Raw genomic sequence first — 15,378 nt, 5'->3', positions numbered from 1 at the left:
TAAAAACTCCGTGTATCAGTGTTGGGGCGCCAGCGCTGCAGGAATGCGCAGGTCGGCAGCCTTGGTCTCGCGCATCGTCATCCAGGTGTTCCAGGCCATCAGCAGCATGCCGGACAGGTACAGCAGGCCACCCAGGACGCGGATCACGTAGTACGGATAGGTCGCCTTGACGCTTTCGACGAAGGTGTAGGTCAGCGTGCCATCCGGGTTCACCGCGCGCCACATCAGGCCCTGCATGACGCCGGCGATCCACATCGCGGCGATGTACAGCACCACGCCGATCGTCGCGACCCAGAAGTGGGTGTCGACCAGGCGCACGCTCCACATTTCCTTCTTGCCGGCCAGGCGCGGGATCAGGTAGTAGATCGAGCCCATGGTGATGAAGCCCACCCAGCCCAGGGCGCCGGCGTGCACGTGCGCCACGGTCCAGTCGGTGTAGTGCGACAGCGAGTTGACGGTCTTGATCGACATCATCGGACCTTCGAAGGTCGCCATGCCGTAGAACGAGAGCGAGACGATCAGGAACTTCAGGATCGGATCCGAGCGCAGCTTGTGCCAGGCGCCGGACAGGGTCATGATCCCGTTGATCATGCCGCCCCACGATGGCGCCAGCAGGATCAGGGAGAACACCATGCCGAGCGACTGGGTCCAGTCAGGCAGCGCGGTGTAGTGCAGGTGGTGCGGACCCGCCCACATGTAGGTGAAGATCAGCGCCCAGAAGTGCACGATCGACAGGCGGTACGAGTACACGGGACGCTCGGCCTGCTTCGGGATGAAGTAGTACACCATGCCCAGGTAGCCTGCGGTCAGGATGAAGCCCACCGCATTGTGGCCATACCACCACTGGATCATCGCGTCCTGCACGCCGGCGTAGGCCGAGTAGGACTTCCACAGCGTGGCCGGCATCGCAGCACCGTTCACGATGTGCAGCACGGCGACGGCGAGGATGTAGCCGCCGAAGAACCAGTTGGCGACGTAGATGTGCTGGACCTTGCGCTTGACGATGGTGCCGAAGAAGACGATCGCGTACACCACCCAGACCACCGCGATCAGGATCGCGATGGGCCATTCGAGTTCGGCGTATTCCTTGCCGCGCGTGAAGCCCATCGGCAGCGTGATCGTGGCCAGCACGAGCACGGCCTGCCATCCCCAGAAGGTGAAGGCGGCCAGCTTGTCCGAGAACAGGCGCACCTGGCAGGTGCGCTGCACCACCCAGTACGAGGTCGCGAACAGGCCGTTGATGCCAAAGGCGAAGATGACTGCGTTGGTGTGCAGCGGACGCAGGCGGCCGTAGCTCAGCCATGCGATGTCGAAGTTCAGCGCCGGCCAGGCCAGCTGCGCGGCGATGAAGACGCCGACTGCCATGCCGACGACGCCCCAGAACACGGTGGCGATCGTGAACAGCCTGACGATCTTGTAGTTGTAATTGGAACTGGTGTCCAAAACGCTCTCCCGAAATGAAACATTGATGACGGATGAGAGCTTATGTTTCGGAGAGTCAAAAATCCTTGATCTGAATCAAAACTGGCAGACTGAAGGCATGTTTATCCGGCAGGTGTGGAAAAGGCGCAAAGCCGGCCTTCCGGCACAGGGAAAAACCGATGCCGAATTGGCATCGGCCGGCGGGGAAAAGCCGTGCGCAAACCGCGCCGCGGCCCGCCGCGTCAGCGGTCGTCGTCGTGAAGGATGCGCATGGCGGGGCCTTCGAGGTCGTCGAACTGGCCGCTGTCGCTGGCGCGGAAGAACACGGCGATCCCGAGGCCGACCACGACCACGCTCAGGGGCACCAGCAAATACAAGGCTTCCATTTATTTCCTTCCGCGCCGCAGGCGCATTGCGTTGACGACCACTACGGCGGAACTCAGGGACATGCCGATCCCGGACATCCAGGGATTGAGGAGTCCGAATGCGGCCGCGGGAATCGCCACCACATTATACAAACTGGCCCAGGCCAGGTTCTGGCGCACCACCGTCATGGTGCGGCTGGCAACGCCGGCCGCCTCGCCGAGCAGGCCGATGCGCCCCTGCAGGAGCACGCAGTCCGCGTGCAGCTGCGCCAGCGCGGTGCCGCTGCCCATGGCGAAGGACACGTCGGCCGCGCGCAGGACCGCCGCGTCATTGACGCCATCGCCCACCATCGCCACCACGGCGCCCTGCCCTTGCAGCGCGCGCACCGTCTCCAGTTTCTGTTCCGGCATCTGGCCGCCGAGGGCGGTGCCGATCCCGAGTTCCCGCGCGACCCGTTCGGCCACCGCGGGCGCATCGCCCGACAGCAGCACGACCTGCTTGCCCAGCGCGGCAAAGCGCTCGACCAGTTCGCGCGCGCCGGGGCGCAATGCATCTTCGACCATGAAGTGCGCGAGCGGGCCTTGCGGGCCGGCCAGCACGATACCCTCCTCCATGCCGCCGCCTGCGAACGCGGGCGAACCGATCCGGTACCGCACGCCGCCCACCACGCCTTCGATGCCCATCCCGTCGAACTGGCGCACTTCGAACGCGGGGTCCTGCGGCAGGTGCGCCGCCGCGTTGCGGATCGCCGCGGCCAGCGGATGGCTGCTGCCCGCTTCCAGCGCGGCCGCAATGCGCAGGCAATCGAAGCGCTGCATGCCGGCCAGCTCGGTGACGCGGGTAAGCACCGGCCGGCCCTCGGTCAGCGTCCCGGTCTTGTCGAACACGATATGGGTCGAGCGCTGCAAGGTCTCCAGCACATGAGGCCGGACGATCAGCACGCCGCGCCGCTGCAGGCTTTCGGTGGCGGCGGCCAGCGCGGCGGGCGTGGCCAGCGACAGCGCGCACGGGCACGACACCACCAGCACGGCCACCGCCACTACCCATGCACGGGAGGGATCGACCACCTGCCATGCCGCGAATACCACCACGGTCAGCACCAGCAGCGCAGCCACGAACCAGGTGGCCACGCTGTCGGCCCACTGCGAGATGGCCGGCTTGCCCAGTCCTGCGCGCTCGACCAGCTGCACCAGCCTGGCCAGCGTGCTGTCGCCGGTGGGGCGTTCGACGCGGGCGAACACCGCCTGCGCGACATTGACCGCGCCGCCGGGCACGCCATCGCCCGCGCCTGCCTTTTGCGGATCGCTCTCGCCGCTCAGCAGCGACAGGTCGACCCGGGTATCGCCTTCCACCAGCATGGCGTCGGCCGCGAACGCTTCGCCGGGACGCACGAGGATGATGTCGCCGGCCTGCAGGCGGCCGGCGCCGACCAGCCTGGCCTCGCGGCTGGCCGGAAAATCGTCCACCAGCATGGCCGATGCCGGCTGCGCGCGCTGCAGCGTCTCCAGCGAGCGCGCGGCGCGGTGCCGCGCGAGCAGCTCCAGGTGGCGGCTGCCGAGCAGCAGGAAGATGAACATCGTGACGGAATCGTAATAGACGTCACCGCTGCCGGTCAGCGTGGCGTGCAGGCTGCCGCCGAATGCGGCGGCGATGCCCAGCGCGACCGGCACGTCCATGCCCGGCATGCGCGCCTTGAGGCTGGCCCACGCGCCGGAGAAGAACGGCCGCGCCGAATACAGCACGGCGGGCAGCGTCAGGAACAGCGATGCCCATTCCATCAGCCCTTCCATCGAGGCGTCCATGGTGCCGTCATCGGCCATGTACACCGGAACCGCGTACATCATCACCTGCATCATCGACAGGCCGGCGATGAACAGCTGGCGGAAAGAGCGGCGGCGCTCGCGCGTGAGCTGCTCCTCGTGCCGCCCGGCGTCGAACGGATAGGCCACGTAGCCGATCTCGCGCAAGGCCAGCAGCAGGTCCGACAGCCTGGCGCGCGCGGCATCCCAGCGCACGTTCAGGCGCCCGGTGGCGACGTTCAGCACTGCCTGCTGCACGCCGGCCTGGCGAGCGAGGTGGCGTTCGATCAGCCAGACGCAGGCGCCGCAGCGCACGCCCTCCACCGTCAGCACGCCTTCGGCACAGCCGGCGCCCGCGACGGCCGGCGCGGCATCGTCGTACAGGCGCAGCTCTTCGGGCACCGCGGCGTCGCCGCCTGGCGACGCAAAGCCTGTGCGATCGCGGTAGTAGGTATCGAGTCCGGCCGCCACGATCGACGTGGCGACGGCTGCACAGCCGGCGCAGCACATCGCCCGCTCCTGCTGGTCGACCAGCGCAGAGAAACGCACGCCGGCCGGAATCGGGGTGCCGCAATGGAAGCAGCTCATGCGCCTACTCCCGACGTCAGGCACAGTGTGGACAGCCAGTGCGCCGGCAGTCCGCCGGCCGCCCTTGCCAGGCCTGCCACGCCGAATGCTGCGACCGTCATCCCGGCGCCGAAGCGGAACAGGGGCTTGCGCAGGAAGGCGCGCATGCGCTCGCCCGCCAGTCCCAGCGACAGCATCACCGGCAGCGTGCCGAGGCCGAACGCGGCCATCACGCTGGCGCCGTCGAGCGCGGAGCCGGCCAGCATCGCGGTGACCAACATGCTGTAGACCATCCCGCAAGGCAGCCATCCCCACACCGCGCCGAGGGCGAGCATCTTGAGCGGCGTATCGAGCGGCATGACGCGGCGCCCGAGCGGCTCGACCCTGCGCCACAGGCGGCTGCCCGCGCGCTCCAGCACCGCGATACCGTTCCAGATGCCCGCCAGGTACAGGCCGAGCGCGACCAGCATGGCGTTGGCGCCCCAGTAGGCCGCCGCCTGCACCTGCTCCATCGCGCCCAGCATGCCGGCCGATGCGGCAACGCCGCCTGCCAGCGCGCCGGCCGCGGCGTAGCTTGCGATGCGGCCGCCGTTATAGGCCAGCACGCGCGCGGTGGAATCGAGTACGGCCGCCTGCGCGGTCTGCGTGACCACCGCGACCGGGAACGCGCGCCCGCGCGGCGCGGCCGAGAAGGCGCCCACGATGCCGCCGCACATGGCGGCGCAATGCACGCTGCCGGCGAGGCCGGCAAGCAGGACTGGGAGCAGGTTGACGGACATGCAGGCGCTGCCGTTCAGACCGTGCGCGAGAAGCGCGGACCCTGGACACCCTTGGCCAGGTGGCGGTCGAACACCATGCAGATGTTGCGGATCAGGAGGCGGCCCTTGGGGGTCACGCTGATCCAGTCGTCGCCCAGCGTCAGCAGGCCGGCGTCGGCCAGGCCGCGCAGCTTCTCCAGTTCGGTGGCGAAGTAGCTGGCGAACGTGATCGGGTAGGCTTCCTCGATCGCGCGCATCGACAGGTCGAAATGGCACATCAGCATCTGGATGATCGTGCGGCGCAGCGCATCGTCCATGGTCAGCTTGATACCGCGGGCGACCGGCAGCTCGTTGCGGTCGAGCGCATCGTAGTAGCCCTCCAGCGTCTTGGCATTCTGGCTGTAGGTGCCGCCGACCGAACCGATGGCCGACACGCCGAATGCCACGATGTCGGTGTCCGCATGGGTCGAGTAGCCCTGGAAGTTGCGGTGCAGGCGGCCCTGGCGCTGCGCCACCGCGAGGTCGTCGTTGGGCTTGGCGAAGTGATCCATGCCGATGTAGACGTAGCCGGCAGCGGTCAGGCGCTCGATGCACAGCGAGAGCATGGCCAGCTTGGTCTCGGCGTCCGGCATATCGGCCTCGTTGATGCGGCGCTGCGGCTTGAACAGGTGCGGCATGTGCGCATAGTGGTAAACCGCGATGCGGTCCGGGCTGGCCTCGATCACCTGCTCCAGCGTGCGGCCCATCGTGTCGAGGGTCTGCCGTGACAGGCCGTAGATCAGGTCGATGCTGACCGAGCGGAAGCCGGCGGCGCGGGCCGCGTCGATGATCGCCTGGGTCGCCTCGGCCGGCTGCTTCCGGTTCACCGCCTCCTGCACCTGCGGATCGTAGTCCTGCACGCCGAGGCTGATGCGGTTGAAGCCCTGGCGGCGCAGGCTGTGCACGCGCTCCGGCGACACGGTGCGCGGATCGACCTCGATCGAGAACTCGCCCTCGCTGTCCGAAGCAAAGTTGAAGGTGCGGCGCAGGTGCGCCATCAGGTCGCCCATCTGCTCGTCCGACAGGTAGGTCGGGGTGCCGCCGCCGAAGTGCAGCTGCTCGACCTTGTTCATGGCGCCCAGCAGCGTGCCCTGCATGTCGATCTCGCGCTTGAGGTAGCCCAGGTAGGTGCCGGCGCGCTCGCGGTTGCGGGTGATGATCTTGTTGCAGGCGCAGTAGTAGCAGATGTTCTCGCAGAACGGGATGTGCAGGTACAGCGACAGCGGCTTGTCCGCGCCGCGCGTGCGCAGGCCGGCCACCGAATGCAGGTAGTCCTTGTAGCCGAATGCATCGGTGAAGCGGTCCGCGGTCGGATAGGAGGTGTAGCGCGGGCCGGTCTGCGGCAGTTCGCGCAGCAGGCCGATGTCGAATTCCACGGGCGGCATGGCGGGCGCGATCGGGATAACGGTGTTCATGTGTCAGGTCCTTTTGATATGTGTGCCGCCAAACTGGAAAATCCCCACGGCGCGCGACAGCTGCGCGGCCTGGCTTGCTACATGCGCGGTGGCGTCGGCGTGCTGGCCGACGAGCCGCGCGTTCTGCTGCGTCAGCGCATCGAGTTCGCCCAGCGACTGGTTGATCTCGGCGATCCCGCGGGTCTGCTCGATGCTTGCGCGGGAGATGTCCGCCATGATCCCGGTCGCACGCTCGACCGATCCCACCACGTCGATCATGGTGCGTCCGGCTGCATCGACCAACTCGTTGCCGTGACCGACCTTCTCGACCGAATTGCCGATCAGGATCTTGATCTCTTTCGCCGCGCTGGCCGATCGCTGCGCCAGGCTGCGCACTTCGCCGGCTACGACGGCAAAGCCGCGTCCCTGTTCGCCCGCGCGGGCCGCTTCCACGGCGGCGTTCAACGCGAGGATGTTGGTCTGGAACGCGATCCCGTCGATCAGGCCAATGATGTCGACAATGCGGCTGGCCGACTCGCTGATCTGGCCCATGGTCGCCCCCACCTGCGACACCGCATGGCCGCCCGCGCCCGCGACTTTCGACGCGGCCACGACCAGCTCGTCGGCCTGCACCGCGCCTTGCTGGTTGCGTGCCACCTTCTCGGCAAAGTGCGCGACGGTCGCGGTGGTCTGCTCCAGGTTGGCCGCCTGCGATTCGGTGCGGCCGGCCAGGTCTCGGTTGCCTTCCGCGATCTCGCGGGTGGCCGTTTCGATCGCCTGCACGTTGGTACGCACGTCGCCGATGGTCGCCTTCAGGTTAACGTTCAGTTGGCGCAACGCGCGCAGCAACTGGCCCACCTCGTCATTTCGGCGCGAATCGACCGTCGCCCCCAGGTCGCCGCCTGCCAGCGCCACCACCGCGCCGGTGGCAGTGCGCATCGGGAACACGATGGTGCGCACCAGCGCGTACCAGCTCAGCAAAGTGAGCGCAACGCCGGCGGCCGCCAGCGCTGTGGCCCAGCCGAACGGCGCGGCCGCGCCCAGCGCGGCGATGACAGCGCCCAGCGACAGCATGCTCGCGCCGATGCGCCGGCCCAGCGGCAGGTCGAGCGCGCTGTCAATGCGTCCGCGCAGGCCGGTACGCACCACGGCGCCGCGGCGGATCGCGATCCCCCTGGCCTGGCCGGCGCGCACGCGCGCATAGGCGGCGCCTGCGGCAGCCACCTGCTCGCGGCTCGGGCGGGTGCGCACAGACATGTAGCCCGTCAGCGCACCGTTCTCGCGCACCGGCACCACGTTTGCCACCACCCAGTAGAAACCGCCGTCCTTGCGGCGGTTCTTCACCACGCCGGTCCATGGCTGGCCGCTTTGCAGCGTCGTCCACAGGTCCGCGAAGGCCTCGGGCGGCATGTCCGGATGGCGCACGATGTTGTGCGCCTTGCCGATCAGTTCATCGGCAGAAAAGCCGCTCACTTCGACGAAGCACGGATTCACATAGGTGATCCGTCCCTTGGTGTCGGTCTTCGATACGATGAACTCGTCGTCCCGGAGGACATATTCGACGCCGGTCACCGGCAGGTTGGTACGCAAAACAGATCCCCTTTACTCACGACAACAGGGAGTGTAGGTGGTCGCAAGTCCCGAAATCCTTGACCTGGATCAAAAACGGCCGAGACCAGCGGGGTTAGCGGAAGATAGCGATGACAGCTTGGACAGGACTTATCAGCATGCTATTGTCTGGCCTTCATTTCACTCATCATCAAGGAAGCAAAATGGCAAAAGTCCTGGGCTTTGGCGGCATGTTCTTCAAATCGCCCGATCCTGCGGCGCTGATGGCGTGGTACCAGCGCCATCTCGGCCTCGACAACGGCGGCTACGCGGTGCTGGCCCCATCGGCGATGCCGCCCGGCGGCGCCACCGTGTTCGCCGCATTCAAGGCCGACAGCGACAAGTTCGCGCCGACCACGCGCGAATTCATGTTCAACCTGGTCGTGGACGACCTGGAAGGCGCGTTGAAGCAGGTGCAGGAAGGCGGGGCGACGCTGGTGGATGAAGTCGTGTCCGACGAAATCGGCAGCTTCGGCTGGTTCATGGACCCGGACGGGAACAAGGTGGAACTGTGGCAGCCTAAGGGCGACGCCCCAGCCGCATGACGGCGAGATAACCCTCGATACCGCCTTCGCGGTCGCGCCGCAGCGTGTGGCGCGACAGGTCCAGGACCTCGAAGCCGTGGCGGGCAGCCAGCGCGCGCAGGTAGCCTGCGCCGTGGGCGTAGCGGCCGGACGGCTGCAGGGTGTACCCCGCATCCGTCCCCGCCTCAACCGAGAACGCAAGCAGTCCATCGCCGCGCAGGGCGCCGGCAGCGGACGCGAACACCGGTTCCAGGTCGCCCACATAGACCAGCACGTCCGCCGCGGCCACGATATCGAACGCCTGCCGGTGCCGCGCCAGGAATGCGCCAAGCTCCGCACACTCGAGCAGGTCGTACACGCCGGTCCGGCGCGCCGCCTCGACCATCTTCGGCGACAGGTCCACGCCGGCCAGCGTCGCGGCGAACGGGCGCAGCAAGGGGCCGCACAGGCCCGTGCCGCAGCCCGCATCCAGAACATCCCCCTTCGCCTGCACGTGCGCCGCGAGCGCGGCGGCCAGCGCTTCCGGCGTGCGGTACCCGAGCACCTCCCCGAGGTGCTCGTCGAAATGGCCGGCGTACTGATCGAACAGCGCCTGCACATAGGGCGCCGGCGCCGCCGCCGGCGCAGGCTCCGCGCCGAGCGCGGCCAGCATGAACGAACACAGGCCGGGATCGGCCCCGCACGCGCGCGCCGCATGGAATGCATGCGCCGCCTCCTCCTGCCGACCGAGCGCGTGCAGTGCGTTGGCGCGCCGCAGCCGCGCCGCCGGGTTGGCGGGATGGCGCGCCACCGCCTCGTCGGCGTAGGCGAGCGCATCGTCGTGGCGGTGCAGGCGCTGCAGCAGCGTTGCCATGTTGACCAGCGCCTCCGCATGGCCGGGATCGCATTCGAGCGCGCGGGCGTAGCTGTCGCCGGCGGCCTCCAGGTGGCCAGCGCCTTGCAGCGCGACGCCCTGCCCGCTCCACGAATCCGCGAACTTCGGCCTGAGCGCGAGGGCGCGGCCGAAACTGTCCATCGCGGCTTCGAAGCGGCCCAGCGCATCGAGGGCCAGCCCGCGGTTGCTCCAGGCTTCCGCCGCAGAAGGATTCAGGTGCAGCGCGCGGTCGTAGCTGTCCAGCGCGTCGGCCATGCGGCCGAGGCGGCGCAGCGCATTGCCGCGGTTGGCGTGCGCCATCGCGTAATCGGGCTTGAGCGCGAGTGCCCGGTCGTACGCGGCGAGCGCATCTTCGGTGCGGCCAAGGTCCTGCAGGGCGGCGCCCAGGTTGCTGTGCGCGATGGCGAGGGAAGGATCGATCGCGATGGCCGCTTCGATGGATGCGGCAGCGGCGGCCGCATCGCCGGCCTGGCGCAGGGCCACGCCCAGCAGGTGCAGCGCGTCGGCATTGCGCGGCTGCGCCGCCAGCACCTCGCGGTACAGCGGCATCGCCGCGGCGAAGTCACCGCGCTGGTGCAGCGACAGCGCGCGTTGCAGGCTTGTTGCCAGCGGGTCCATGCTCACATCACCGGCGGGACATCGGCGTCCGCGTGGAAGGCGACTACGTGGTCGACCGCCAGCCGGATGCCGATATGCTCGCCGATCGCGTGGTTGTGGTGGCTCGGCACCAGCGACAGCACCTGCGCCCCGCTCGCGAGCCTGAGGGTGTACATGAATTCGGCGCCGCGGAAGGCCTTGGCGATGACCTCGGCCTTGAGCAGGCTGTCGTCGTCATGCGTAATGTCGTCCGGGCGCAGCAGCACGGACACCTGGCTGCCGCGTCCCAGCCCGGCCTTGTCGCCGCCGGTCATCAGGGCCACCGGCAGCGTTCCCAGTTCGATGCGGATGTGGCGCGGATCCACCAGTTCGCCCGGCAGGAACACGCCCTGCCCCACGAAGTCGGCCACGAACCGGTTCGACGGCGTGTGGTACAGATTGTAGGCAGTGTCCCACTGCTGCAGCCGGCCCTCGTGCATGATCCCGATCTGGTCCGCCAGCGCGAACGCCTCGTTCTGGTCGTGAGTGACGAGGATCGCGGTCGTGCCTTCGGCGCGCAGGATGCTGCGCACCTCCAGCGCCAGGCGCTCGCGCAGGTCCACGTCCAGGTTGGAGAAGGGCTCGTCGAGCAGCAGCAGGCGCGGGCGCGGCGCCAGCGCGCGGGCGAGCGCCACGCGCTGCTGCTGGCCGCCGGACAGCTCGTGCGGATGCCTGAAGCCGTGGCCCGCCAGGCCCACCGTGAGCAGCAGTTCGTTGACGCGCGCTTCCTTCTCCCTGGCGCTGGCGCCGCGCAGGCCGAACGCCACGTTGTCCGCGACCGTCAGGTGCGGGAACAGCGCATAGTCCTGGAACACCATGCCGATGCGGCGCCGCTCCGCCGGCACATGCACGTCCGGGCTGCTGATCACTTCGTTATCGAGCCGGATCGCACCGCCGCTCACATGCTCGAAACCGGCGATGCAGCGCAGGACCGTGGTCTTGCCGCAGCCCGAAGGTCCGAGCAGGCAGCCGATCTCCCCGCGCTCCAGTTGCAGGGACAGGCCGGACACCACCTGGTGGGCGCCGTAGGCATAACTGATATTGCTTAGTTCAAGCAGGGACATGATGCGGATCTGATCGAGTAGTCATCAATTATAATTCTCATTTTCATTTAGCCCTACTCCGTGCAGAGACAATTCGCCATGACCCGCGGACGCAACGCCCTTTCGCCGCTCGCATGGGCGGCGCTGCTCGTCGCGTCGCTGGTCGCCGTGCCGATCCTGAGCGTCGCCGCGAACCTGCTGGCCGGCGGCTCCGGCGACACCTGGCAGCATCTCGCCAGCACCGTCCTGCCGGACTACATTGTCAATACCCTGCTGCTGTGCGCCGGCGTCTCGGCCGGCACCATCCTCATCGGCGTGGGCACGGCATGGCTGGTCAGCGTGCACGACTTTCCGCTGCGGCGCGTGTTCGAGTGGGCGCTGGTGCTGCCGCTCGCGGTGCCCGCCTACGTCATGGCCTACACCTACACCGACCTGCTGCAGTTCGTGGGACCGGTGCAGACCTGGCTGCGCAGCGCCTTCGACCTGGCGCCCGGCCAGTACTGGTTCCCCGACATCCGCACCGTCACCGGCGCCACGCTGATCTTCATCTTCGTGCTCTACCCGTATGTCTACCTGCTGGCGCGCGCCGCCTTCCTGGAACGCGCGAGCGGCATGCTGGAAGTGGGCCGCTCGCTGGGCCTGACGGCCTGGCAGAGCTTCCTGCGCATCTCGATCCCGCTGGCGCGTCCCGCTATCGCGGCCGGCGCCTCGCTCGCCCTGATGGAAACACTGGCCGACTACGGCGCGGTATCGTACTTCGGCGTGCAGACCTTCACGACCGGCATCTACCGCGCGTGGTTCTCGCTGGGCGACCGGGTCGCGGCGGCGCAGCTTTCGGCCGTGCTGCTGTTCTTCATCGCGCTGATCCTGTTCCTCGAACGCGTCTCGCGCGGCAATGCGCGCTTCCACAACACCACGGGGCGCAATCGCCCGATGCCGGGGCGGCGCCTGCGCGGTCCCGCCGCGTTCGGCGCCATCGTGGCATGCGCGGTCCCGCTGCTGCTCGGCTTCCTGGTGCCGGGCGGCGTGCTGCTGGAGATGGCGCTGACCGAAGGCGATGCGCAGTTCGGCGAACGCTTCTTCCAGCTCGCGCACAACAGCTTCACCCTGGCGGCCGTGACGGCGCTGATCGCCGTCGCCATCGCCGTGCTGCTGGCGTACGCCGCCCGCATGAGCCGCCACCCCGCCACCGGCTTCGTGAACCGCATCGTCGGCCTGGGCTACGCGCTGCCCGGATCGGTGATCGCGGTGGGCGTGCTGATTCCCGTGACCCGCATCGACACCTGGCTGGCCGGATCCCTGCAATCGCTGACCGGGCACAACCCCGGCCTGCTGCTGACGGGCGGCATCGCGGCGCTGGTATACGCCTACCTGGTGCGCTTCCTGACCGTGTCGCTCGGCTCGGTGGAAACGAGCCTGGCAAAAATCACGCCGGCCATGGACGACGCCGCGCGCTCGCTGGGCTACGGCCAGGCCGAGACGCTGTGGCGCGTGCACCTGCCGCTGCTGCGCGGGAGCATGCTGACCGCCGGCCTGCTGGTGTTCGTCGACGTGATGAAGGAACTGCCGGCCACGCTCGTCATGCGCCCGTTTAACTTCGACACACTGGCCACGCAGGCGTACACGCTCGCCTCCGACGAGCGCCTGACGGAAGCGTCGACCGCCGCGCTGGCGATCGTCGCGGTCGGCGTCCTGCCGCTGATCATCATCTCGCGCCAGATCGCGCGCAGCCGCACCCGCTAAGGCCCGCTCGCGTCAGCGCAGCGCGCCGCGCCGGTACAGCAGCAAGCCGGCCAGTGCGGCCACGCAGAAGCCGGCGCCCGCATGGAAGGTTGCGCTCGCGCCCAGCCGGTCCCACAGCAGTCCCGCCACCACGCTTGCCACCAGCAGCGCGATGCCACTCATCAGGTTGAAGAAGCCGTAGGCCGTGCCGCGCAGGTCGGCGGGCGCCGTATCCGCCACCATCGTCGCCAGCAAGCCTTGCGTCATGCCCATGTGGACGCCCCACAGCGCCACGCCGGCCAGCACCACCGCCCAGTGCGCGCTCGCCGCGAGCACCAGGTCGGCGGCCACCAGCACGGCCAGACCGATCGCCAGCAGCCCGGTGTGGCTGACGCGGTCGGCCAGGCGCCCGAACGGATAGGCGCAGGCGGCGTAGATCACATTCATCGCGACCATCACCAGCGGCACCAGCGCGACCGGAATGCCGCCCTGCTGCGCGCGCAGCACCAGGAAGGCCTCCGAGAATCGCGCCAGCGTGAACACGGCGCCGATGCCGACCACCCACCAGTAGGCGCGCCCGAGGCGGCCAAGGTTCTCGCGGCGGATGGGATTCGTGCGCTGCGCGCCGGTTTCGCGGTGCGGCTCGCGCACACCGAACACCAGCAGCAGCACTGCCAGCGCGCCGGGAATCACCGCCACCCAGAACACGGCGCGAAAGTCGTTCGCCCACAGCAGCATCAGCGCCACCGCGAGCAGGGGACCGAGGAACGCGCCGACCGTGTCGAGCGACTGGCGCAGGCCGAATGCGGCGCCGCGCATCTCCGGCGGCGCGATGTCGGCCACCAGCGCATCGCGCGGCGCGCCGCGGATGCCCTTTCCGACACGGTCGATCAGGCGCGCGGTGAGCACCACCCCGGATGAACTGGCGATCGCGAAGAGCGGCTTGGTCAGCGCTCCCAGCGCGTAGCCGAATACCGCCAGGCCCTTGCGCTTGCCGAGGTAGTCGCTGAGCGTGCCGGAAAAGACCTTGACGATCAGCGCGGTGGCTTCTGCCAGCCCTTCAACCAGGCCGACCGTCAGGGCGGAGGCGCCCAGCACGCCGACCATGAACATCGGCAGCAGGCTGTGGACCATTTCGGACGAGACATCCATCAGCATGCTCACGAAGCCGAGCATCCAGATCGCGGGCGGAAGGCGGTTGTGCGTTGGCTGGTTCATGGCGGGCAGGTTGGAAAGGTTCCTGCGCGCCGTGGCGCAGGTGCGTCAGCCCATTCTAAGGTAAAGCACCTGCAGCACGAACGAAAAAGGCCGTCCTTGCGGACGGCCCTTTCTTTGCGCGCAACAGCGTTGCGGCGCCGCTTACTTCCAGCCTGCGCGGTCGTAGATCTTCTGGACGGTCGCCTGGTTTTTAGCCAGCTTGCCGACGTTGATGGTGTCGGCCTTGAACTTGCCCAGCTTCTCGAGCGCTGGATTGCTGGTCTTGACGCTGGCGACGACCGGCCACTCGTTGTTACCGTCGGCGAAGTAGACCTGCGCCTGGTCGGACGCGAGGTACTCGAGGAATTTGATCGCGTTGGCCTTGTTCGGCGCGGTCTTCATGACGCCGGCGCCGGAGATGTTCACGTGCGTGCCGGTCGTCTTCTGGTTCGGCCAGACCACGCCCAGTTGCGCCACGACCTGCTGGTCGGCCGGCTTTTCCGAGCGCATCATGCGCGCCAGGTAGTAGGAGTTGGCCAGCGCCACGCCGCATTCGCCGGCCGCCACTGCCTTGATCTGGTCGGTGTCGCCACCCTTCGGCGCGCGCGCGAAGTTGGCCACCATGCCGCGTGCCCAGGCTTCGGTCTTCTGCTCGCCGAGGTGCTCGACCAGCGCCGCGCCGAGCGACAGGTTGTACGGGTGCGAGCCGGAACGCACGCAGACCTTGCCCTTCAGCTTGGGGTTGGCCAGGTCTTCATAGTTCTGGACATCGGCCGTTTTCACGGTCGACTTGTTATACACGATGATGCGGGCGCGCTGCGAGAACGCGTACCAGTCCGCGGTGCGCATGTGCGCGGGGATGCGCGCCTCCAGCACGCTCGACTTCACCGGCTGGAACATCTGCAGTTCGTCCGCCTTGGCCAGGCGTGCAGCGTCCACGGTGAGGAACACATCGGCGGGGCTGTTCGCGCCTTCGTTGCGCAGGCGCTCGAGCAGCTCGTTCTCGCCGGCCTCGATGCGGTTGATCTTGATCCCGGTCTGCTTGGTGAAATTCGAATACAGCGCCTCATCGGTCTGGTAGTGGCGGGCCGAATACAGGTTCAGGACTTTCTCCTGGGCGGTCGCGCCGAAGGCGCTCAGGCACAGCACTGCGGCGATGGCGAGTTTAAAGCTCTGCATGGTGGTGTCTTCCCAAAATTGTGGAGATGCAAACAATCCTAGCAAACCCCGCCACCAAATGCAAATAATTCTCATTCTTAATCGGGGTCAGGCACCACTCTCCCCTGGTGCCTCGTATATTGATACCGCCTGCAATTCGGCAGATACTTCTGCTGTTTTTCCGGTCGGGCAGAGTCACACCGATGGTGCTTAAGGCTGCGAGCCTGTGGGTCAGATAGGTGGCTTTGCCCGTTTTTTCATTCCAAGTCCG

At 67.9% G+C, this 15,378-nt stretch carries 13 protein-coding genes; 2 read left to right on the top strand and 11 right to left on the bottom strand.

Going from position 1 to position 15,378, the window contains the following annotated elements:
* Positions 1 to 15: 15 nt before the first annotated feature.
* The 6 genes from ccoN to ACFSQR_RS14420 form a co-directional block, all read right to left on the bottom strand.
* Positions 16 to 1,443: a cytochrome-c oxidase, cbb3-type subunit I gene (gene ccoN / locus ACFSQR_RS14445; RefSeq protein WP_377730618.1), complete on the bottom strand. Its 1,428-nt coding sequence runs from the start codon at positions 1,441 to 1,443 to the stop codon at positions 16 to 18.
* 221 nt (positions 1,444 to 1,664) lie between these two features.
* Positions 1,665 to 1,808 (bottom strand): cbb3-type cytochrome oxidase assembly protein CcoS, encoded by a 144-nt coding sequence (gene ccoS, locus ACFSQR_RS14440; protein WP_377730617.1) that lies wholly within the window; start codon positions 1,806 to 1,808, stop codon positions 1,665 to 1,667.
* Positions 1,809 to 4,175: a heavy metal translocating P-type ATPase gene (locus tag ACFSQR_RS14435; RefSeq protein WP_377730616.1), complete on the bottom strand. Its 2,367-nt coding sequence runs from the start codon at positions 4,173 to 4,175 to the stop codon at positions 1,809 to 1,811.
* Positions 4,172 to 4,933 (bottom strand): sulfite exporter TauE/SafE family protein, encoded by a 762-nt coding sequence (locus ACFSQR_RS14430; RefSeq protein ID WP_377730615.1) that lies wholly within the window; start codon positions 4,931 to 4,933, stop codon positions 4,172 to 4,174. The genes ACFSQR_RS14435 and ACFSQR_RS14430 overlap by 4 nt, the downstream gene beginning before the upstream one ends.
* A 14-nt stretch (positions 4,934 to 4,947) precedes the next feature.
* Positions 4,948 to 6,366, bottom strand: coding sequence for an oxygen-independent coproporphyrinogen III oxidase (gene hemN / locus ACFSQR_RS14425; RefSeq protein WP_377730614.1), 1,419 nt, complete (start codon positions 6,364 to 6,366; stop codon positions 4,948 to 4,950).
* A 3-nt stretch (positions 6,367 to 6,369) separates the two neighbouring features.
* A complete protein-coding gene (locus tag ACFSQR_RS14420; protein ID WP_377730613.1) occupies positions 6,370 to 7,935 on the bottom strand; it encodes a methyl-accepting chemotaxis protein in 1,566 nt (521 codons plus the stop codon).
* Between the two features lie 182 nt (positions 7,936 to 8,117).
* Here ACFSQR_RS14420 and ACFSQR_RS14415 point away from each other — a divergent pair, with 182 nt between their 5' ends.
* Entirely contained in the window at positions 8,118 to 8,498 is a 381-nt protein-coding gene (locus ACFSQR_RS14415) for a VOC family protein (protein WP_377730612.1), read from the top strand.
* On the opposite strand, the gene ACFSQR_RS14410 is transcribed toward ACFSQR_RS14415, so the two are convergent.
* The gene (locus ACFSQR_RS14410) at positions 8,473 to 9,969 is read right to left on the bottom strand and encodes a tetratricopeptide repeat protein (RefSeq protein WP_377730611.1); all 1,497 of its coding nucleotides are present in this window, start codon (positions 9,967 to 9,969) and stop codon (positions 8,473 to 8,475) included. The two genes, ACFSQR_RS14415 and ACFSQR_RS14410, sit on opposite strands and share 26 nt — an antisense overlap.
* A 2-nt stretch (positions 9,970 to 9,971) precedes the next feature.
* Positions 9,972 to 11,051, bottom strand: coding sequence for an ABC transporter ATP-binding protein (locus ACFSQR_RS14405; protein ID WP_377730610.1), 1,080 nt, complete (start codon positions 11,049 to 11,051; stop codon positions 9,972 to 9,974).
* A gap of 78 nt (positions 11,052 to 11,129) precedes the next feature.
* Between ACFSQR_RS14405 and ACFSQR_RS14400 the strand changes: the two genes are divergently transcribed.
* Positions 11,130 to 12,773, top strand: coding sequence for an ABC transporter permease (locus ACFSQR_RS14400; protein ID WP_377730609.1), 1,644 nt, complete (start codon positions 11,130 to 11,132; stop codon positions 12,771 to 12,773).
* A 12-nt stretch (positions 12,774 to 12,785) separates the two neighbouring features.
* Here ACFSQR_RS14400 and ACFSQR_RS14395 read toward each other — a convergent pair whose 3' ends face one another.
* From ACFSQR_RS14395 to ACFSQR_RS14385, 3 genes are all read right to left on the bottom strand, one after another.
* Positions 12,786 to 13,970, bottom strand: a complete 1,185-nt coding sequence (locus tag ACFSQR_RS14395) for an MFS transporter (protein ID WP_377730608.1) — start codon at positions 13,968 to 13,970, stop codon at positions 12,786 to 12,788.
* 141 nt (positions 13,971 to 14,111) lie between these two features.
* Positions 14,112 to 15,128: a Fe(3+) ABC transporter substrate-binding protein gene (locus tag ACFSQR_RS14390; protein ID WP_377730607.1), complete on the bottom strand. Its 1,017-nt coding sequence runs from the start codon at positions 15,126 to 15,128 to the stop codon at positions 14,112 to 14,114.
* Positions 15,115 to 15,378 (bottom strand): hypothetical protein (locus ACFSQR_RS14385; RefSeq protein ID WP_377730606.1); only part of this gene is annotated, 264 nt, incomplete at its 5' end. The genes ACFSQR_RS14390 and ACFSQR_RS14385, both read right to left, overlap by 14 nt.

The organism is Pseudoduganella sp. GCM10020061 (genome assembly GCF_042683405.1).
Lineage (GTDB): Bacteria > Pseudomonadota > Gammaproteobacteria > Burkholderiales > Burkholderiaceae_D > Telluria.
This window is presented reverse-complemented; position numbering and strand designations above follow the sequence as displayed.

Excerpts from the sequence above, each read along its gene's own strand:
- ccoS (WP_377730617.1), bottom strand. The coding sequence starts at position 1,808 with ATGGAAGCCTTGTATTTGCTGGTGCCCCTGAGCGTGGTCGTGGTCGGC.
- ACFSQR_RS14430 (WP_377730615.1), bottom strand. The coding sequence starts at position 4,933 with ATGTCCGTCAACCTGCTCCCAGTCCTGCTTGCCGGCCTCGCCGGCAGC.
- ACFSQR_RS14390 (WP_377730607.1), bottom strand. The coding sequence starts at position 15,128 with ATGCAGAGCTTTAAACTCGCCATCGCCGCAGTGCTGTGCCTGAGCGCC.
- ACFSQR_RS14400 (WP_377730609.1), top strand. The coding sequence starts at position 11,130 with ATGACCCGCGGACGCAACGCCCTTTCGCCGCTCGCATGGGCGGCGCTG.
- ACFSQR_RS14410 (WP_377730611.1), bottom strand. The coding sequence starts at position 9,969 with ATGGACCCGCTGGCAACAAGCCTGCAACGCGCGCTGTCGCTGCACCAG.
- ACFSQR_RS14415 (WP_377730612.1), top strand. The coding sequence starts at position 8,118 with ATGGCAAAAGTCCTGGGCTTTGGCGGCATGTTCTTCAAATCGCCCGAT.
- ACFSQR_RS14435 (WP_377730616.1), bottom strand. The coding sequence starts at position 4,175 with ATGAGCTGCTTCCATTGCGGCACCCCGATTCCGGCCGGCGTGCGTTTC.
- hemN (WP_377730614.1), bottom strand. The coding sequence starts at position 6,366 with ATGAACACCGTTATCCCGATCGCGCCCGCCATGCCGCCCGTGGAATTC.
- ACFSQR_RS14395 (WP_377730608.1), bottom strand. The coding sequence starts at position 13,970 with ATGAACCAGCCAACGCACAACCGCCTTCCGCCCGCGATCTGGATGCTC.
- ACFSQR_RS14405 (WP_377730610.1), bottom strand. The coding sequence starts at position 11,051 with ATGTCCCTGCTTGAACTAAGCAATATCAGTTATGCCTACGGCGCCCAC.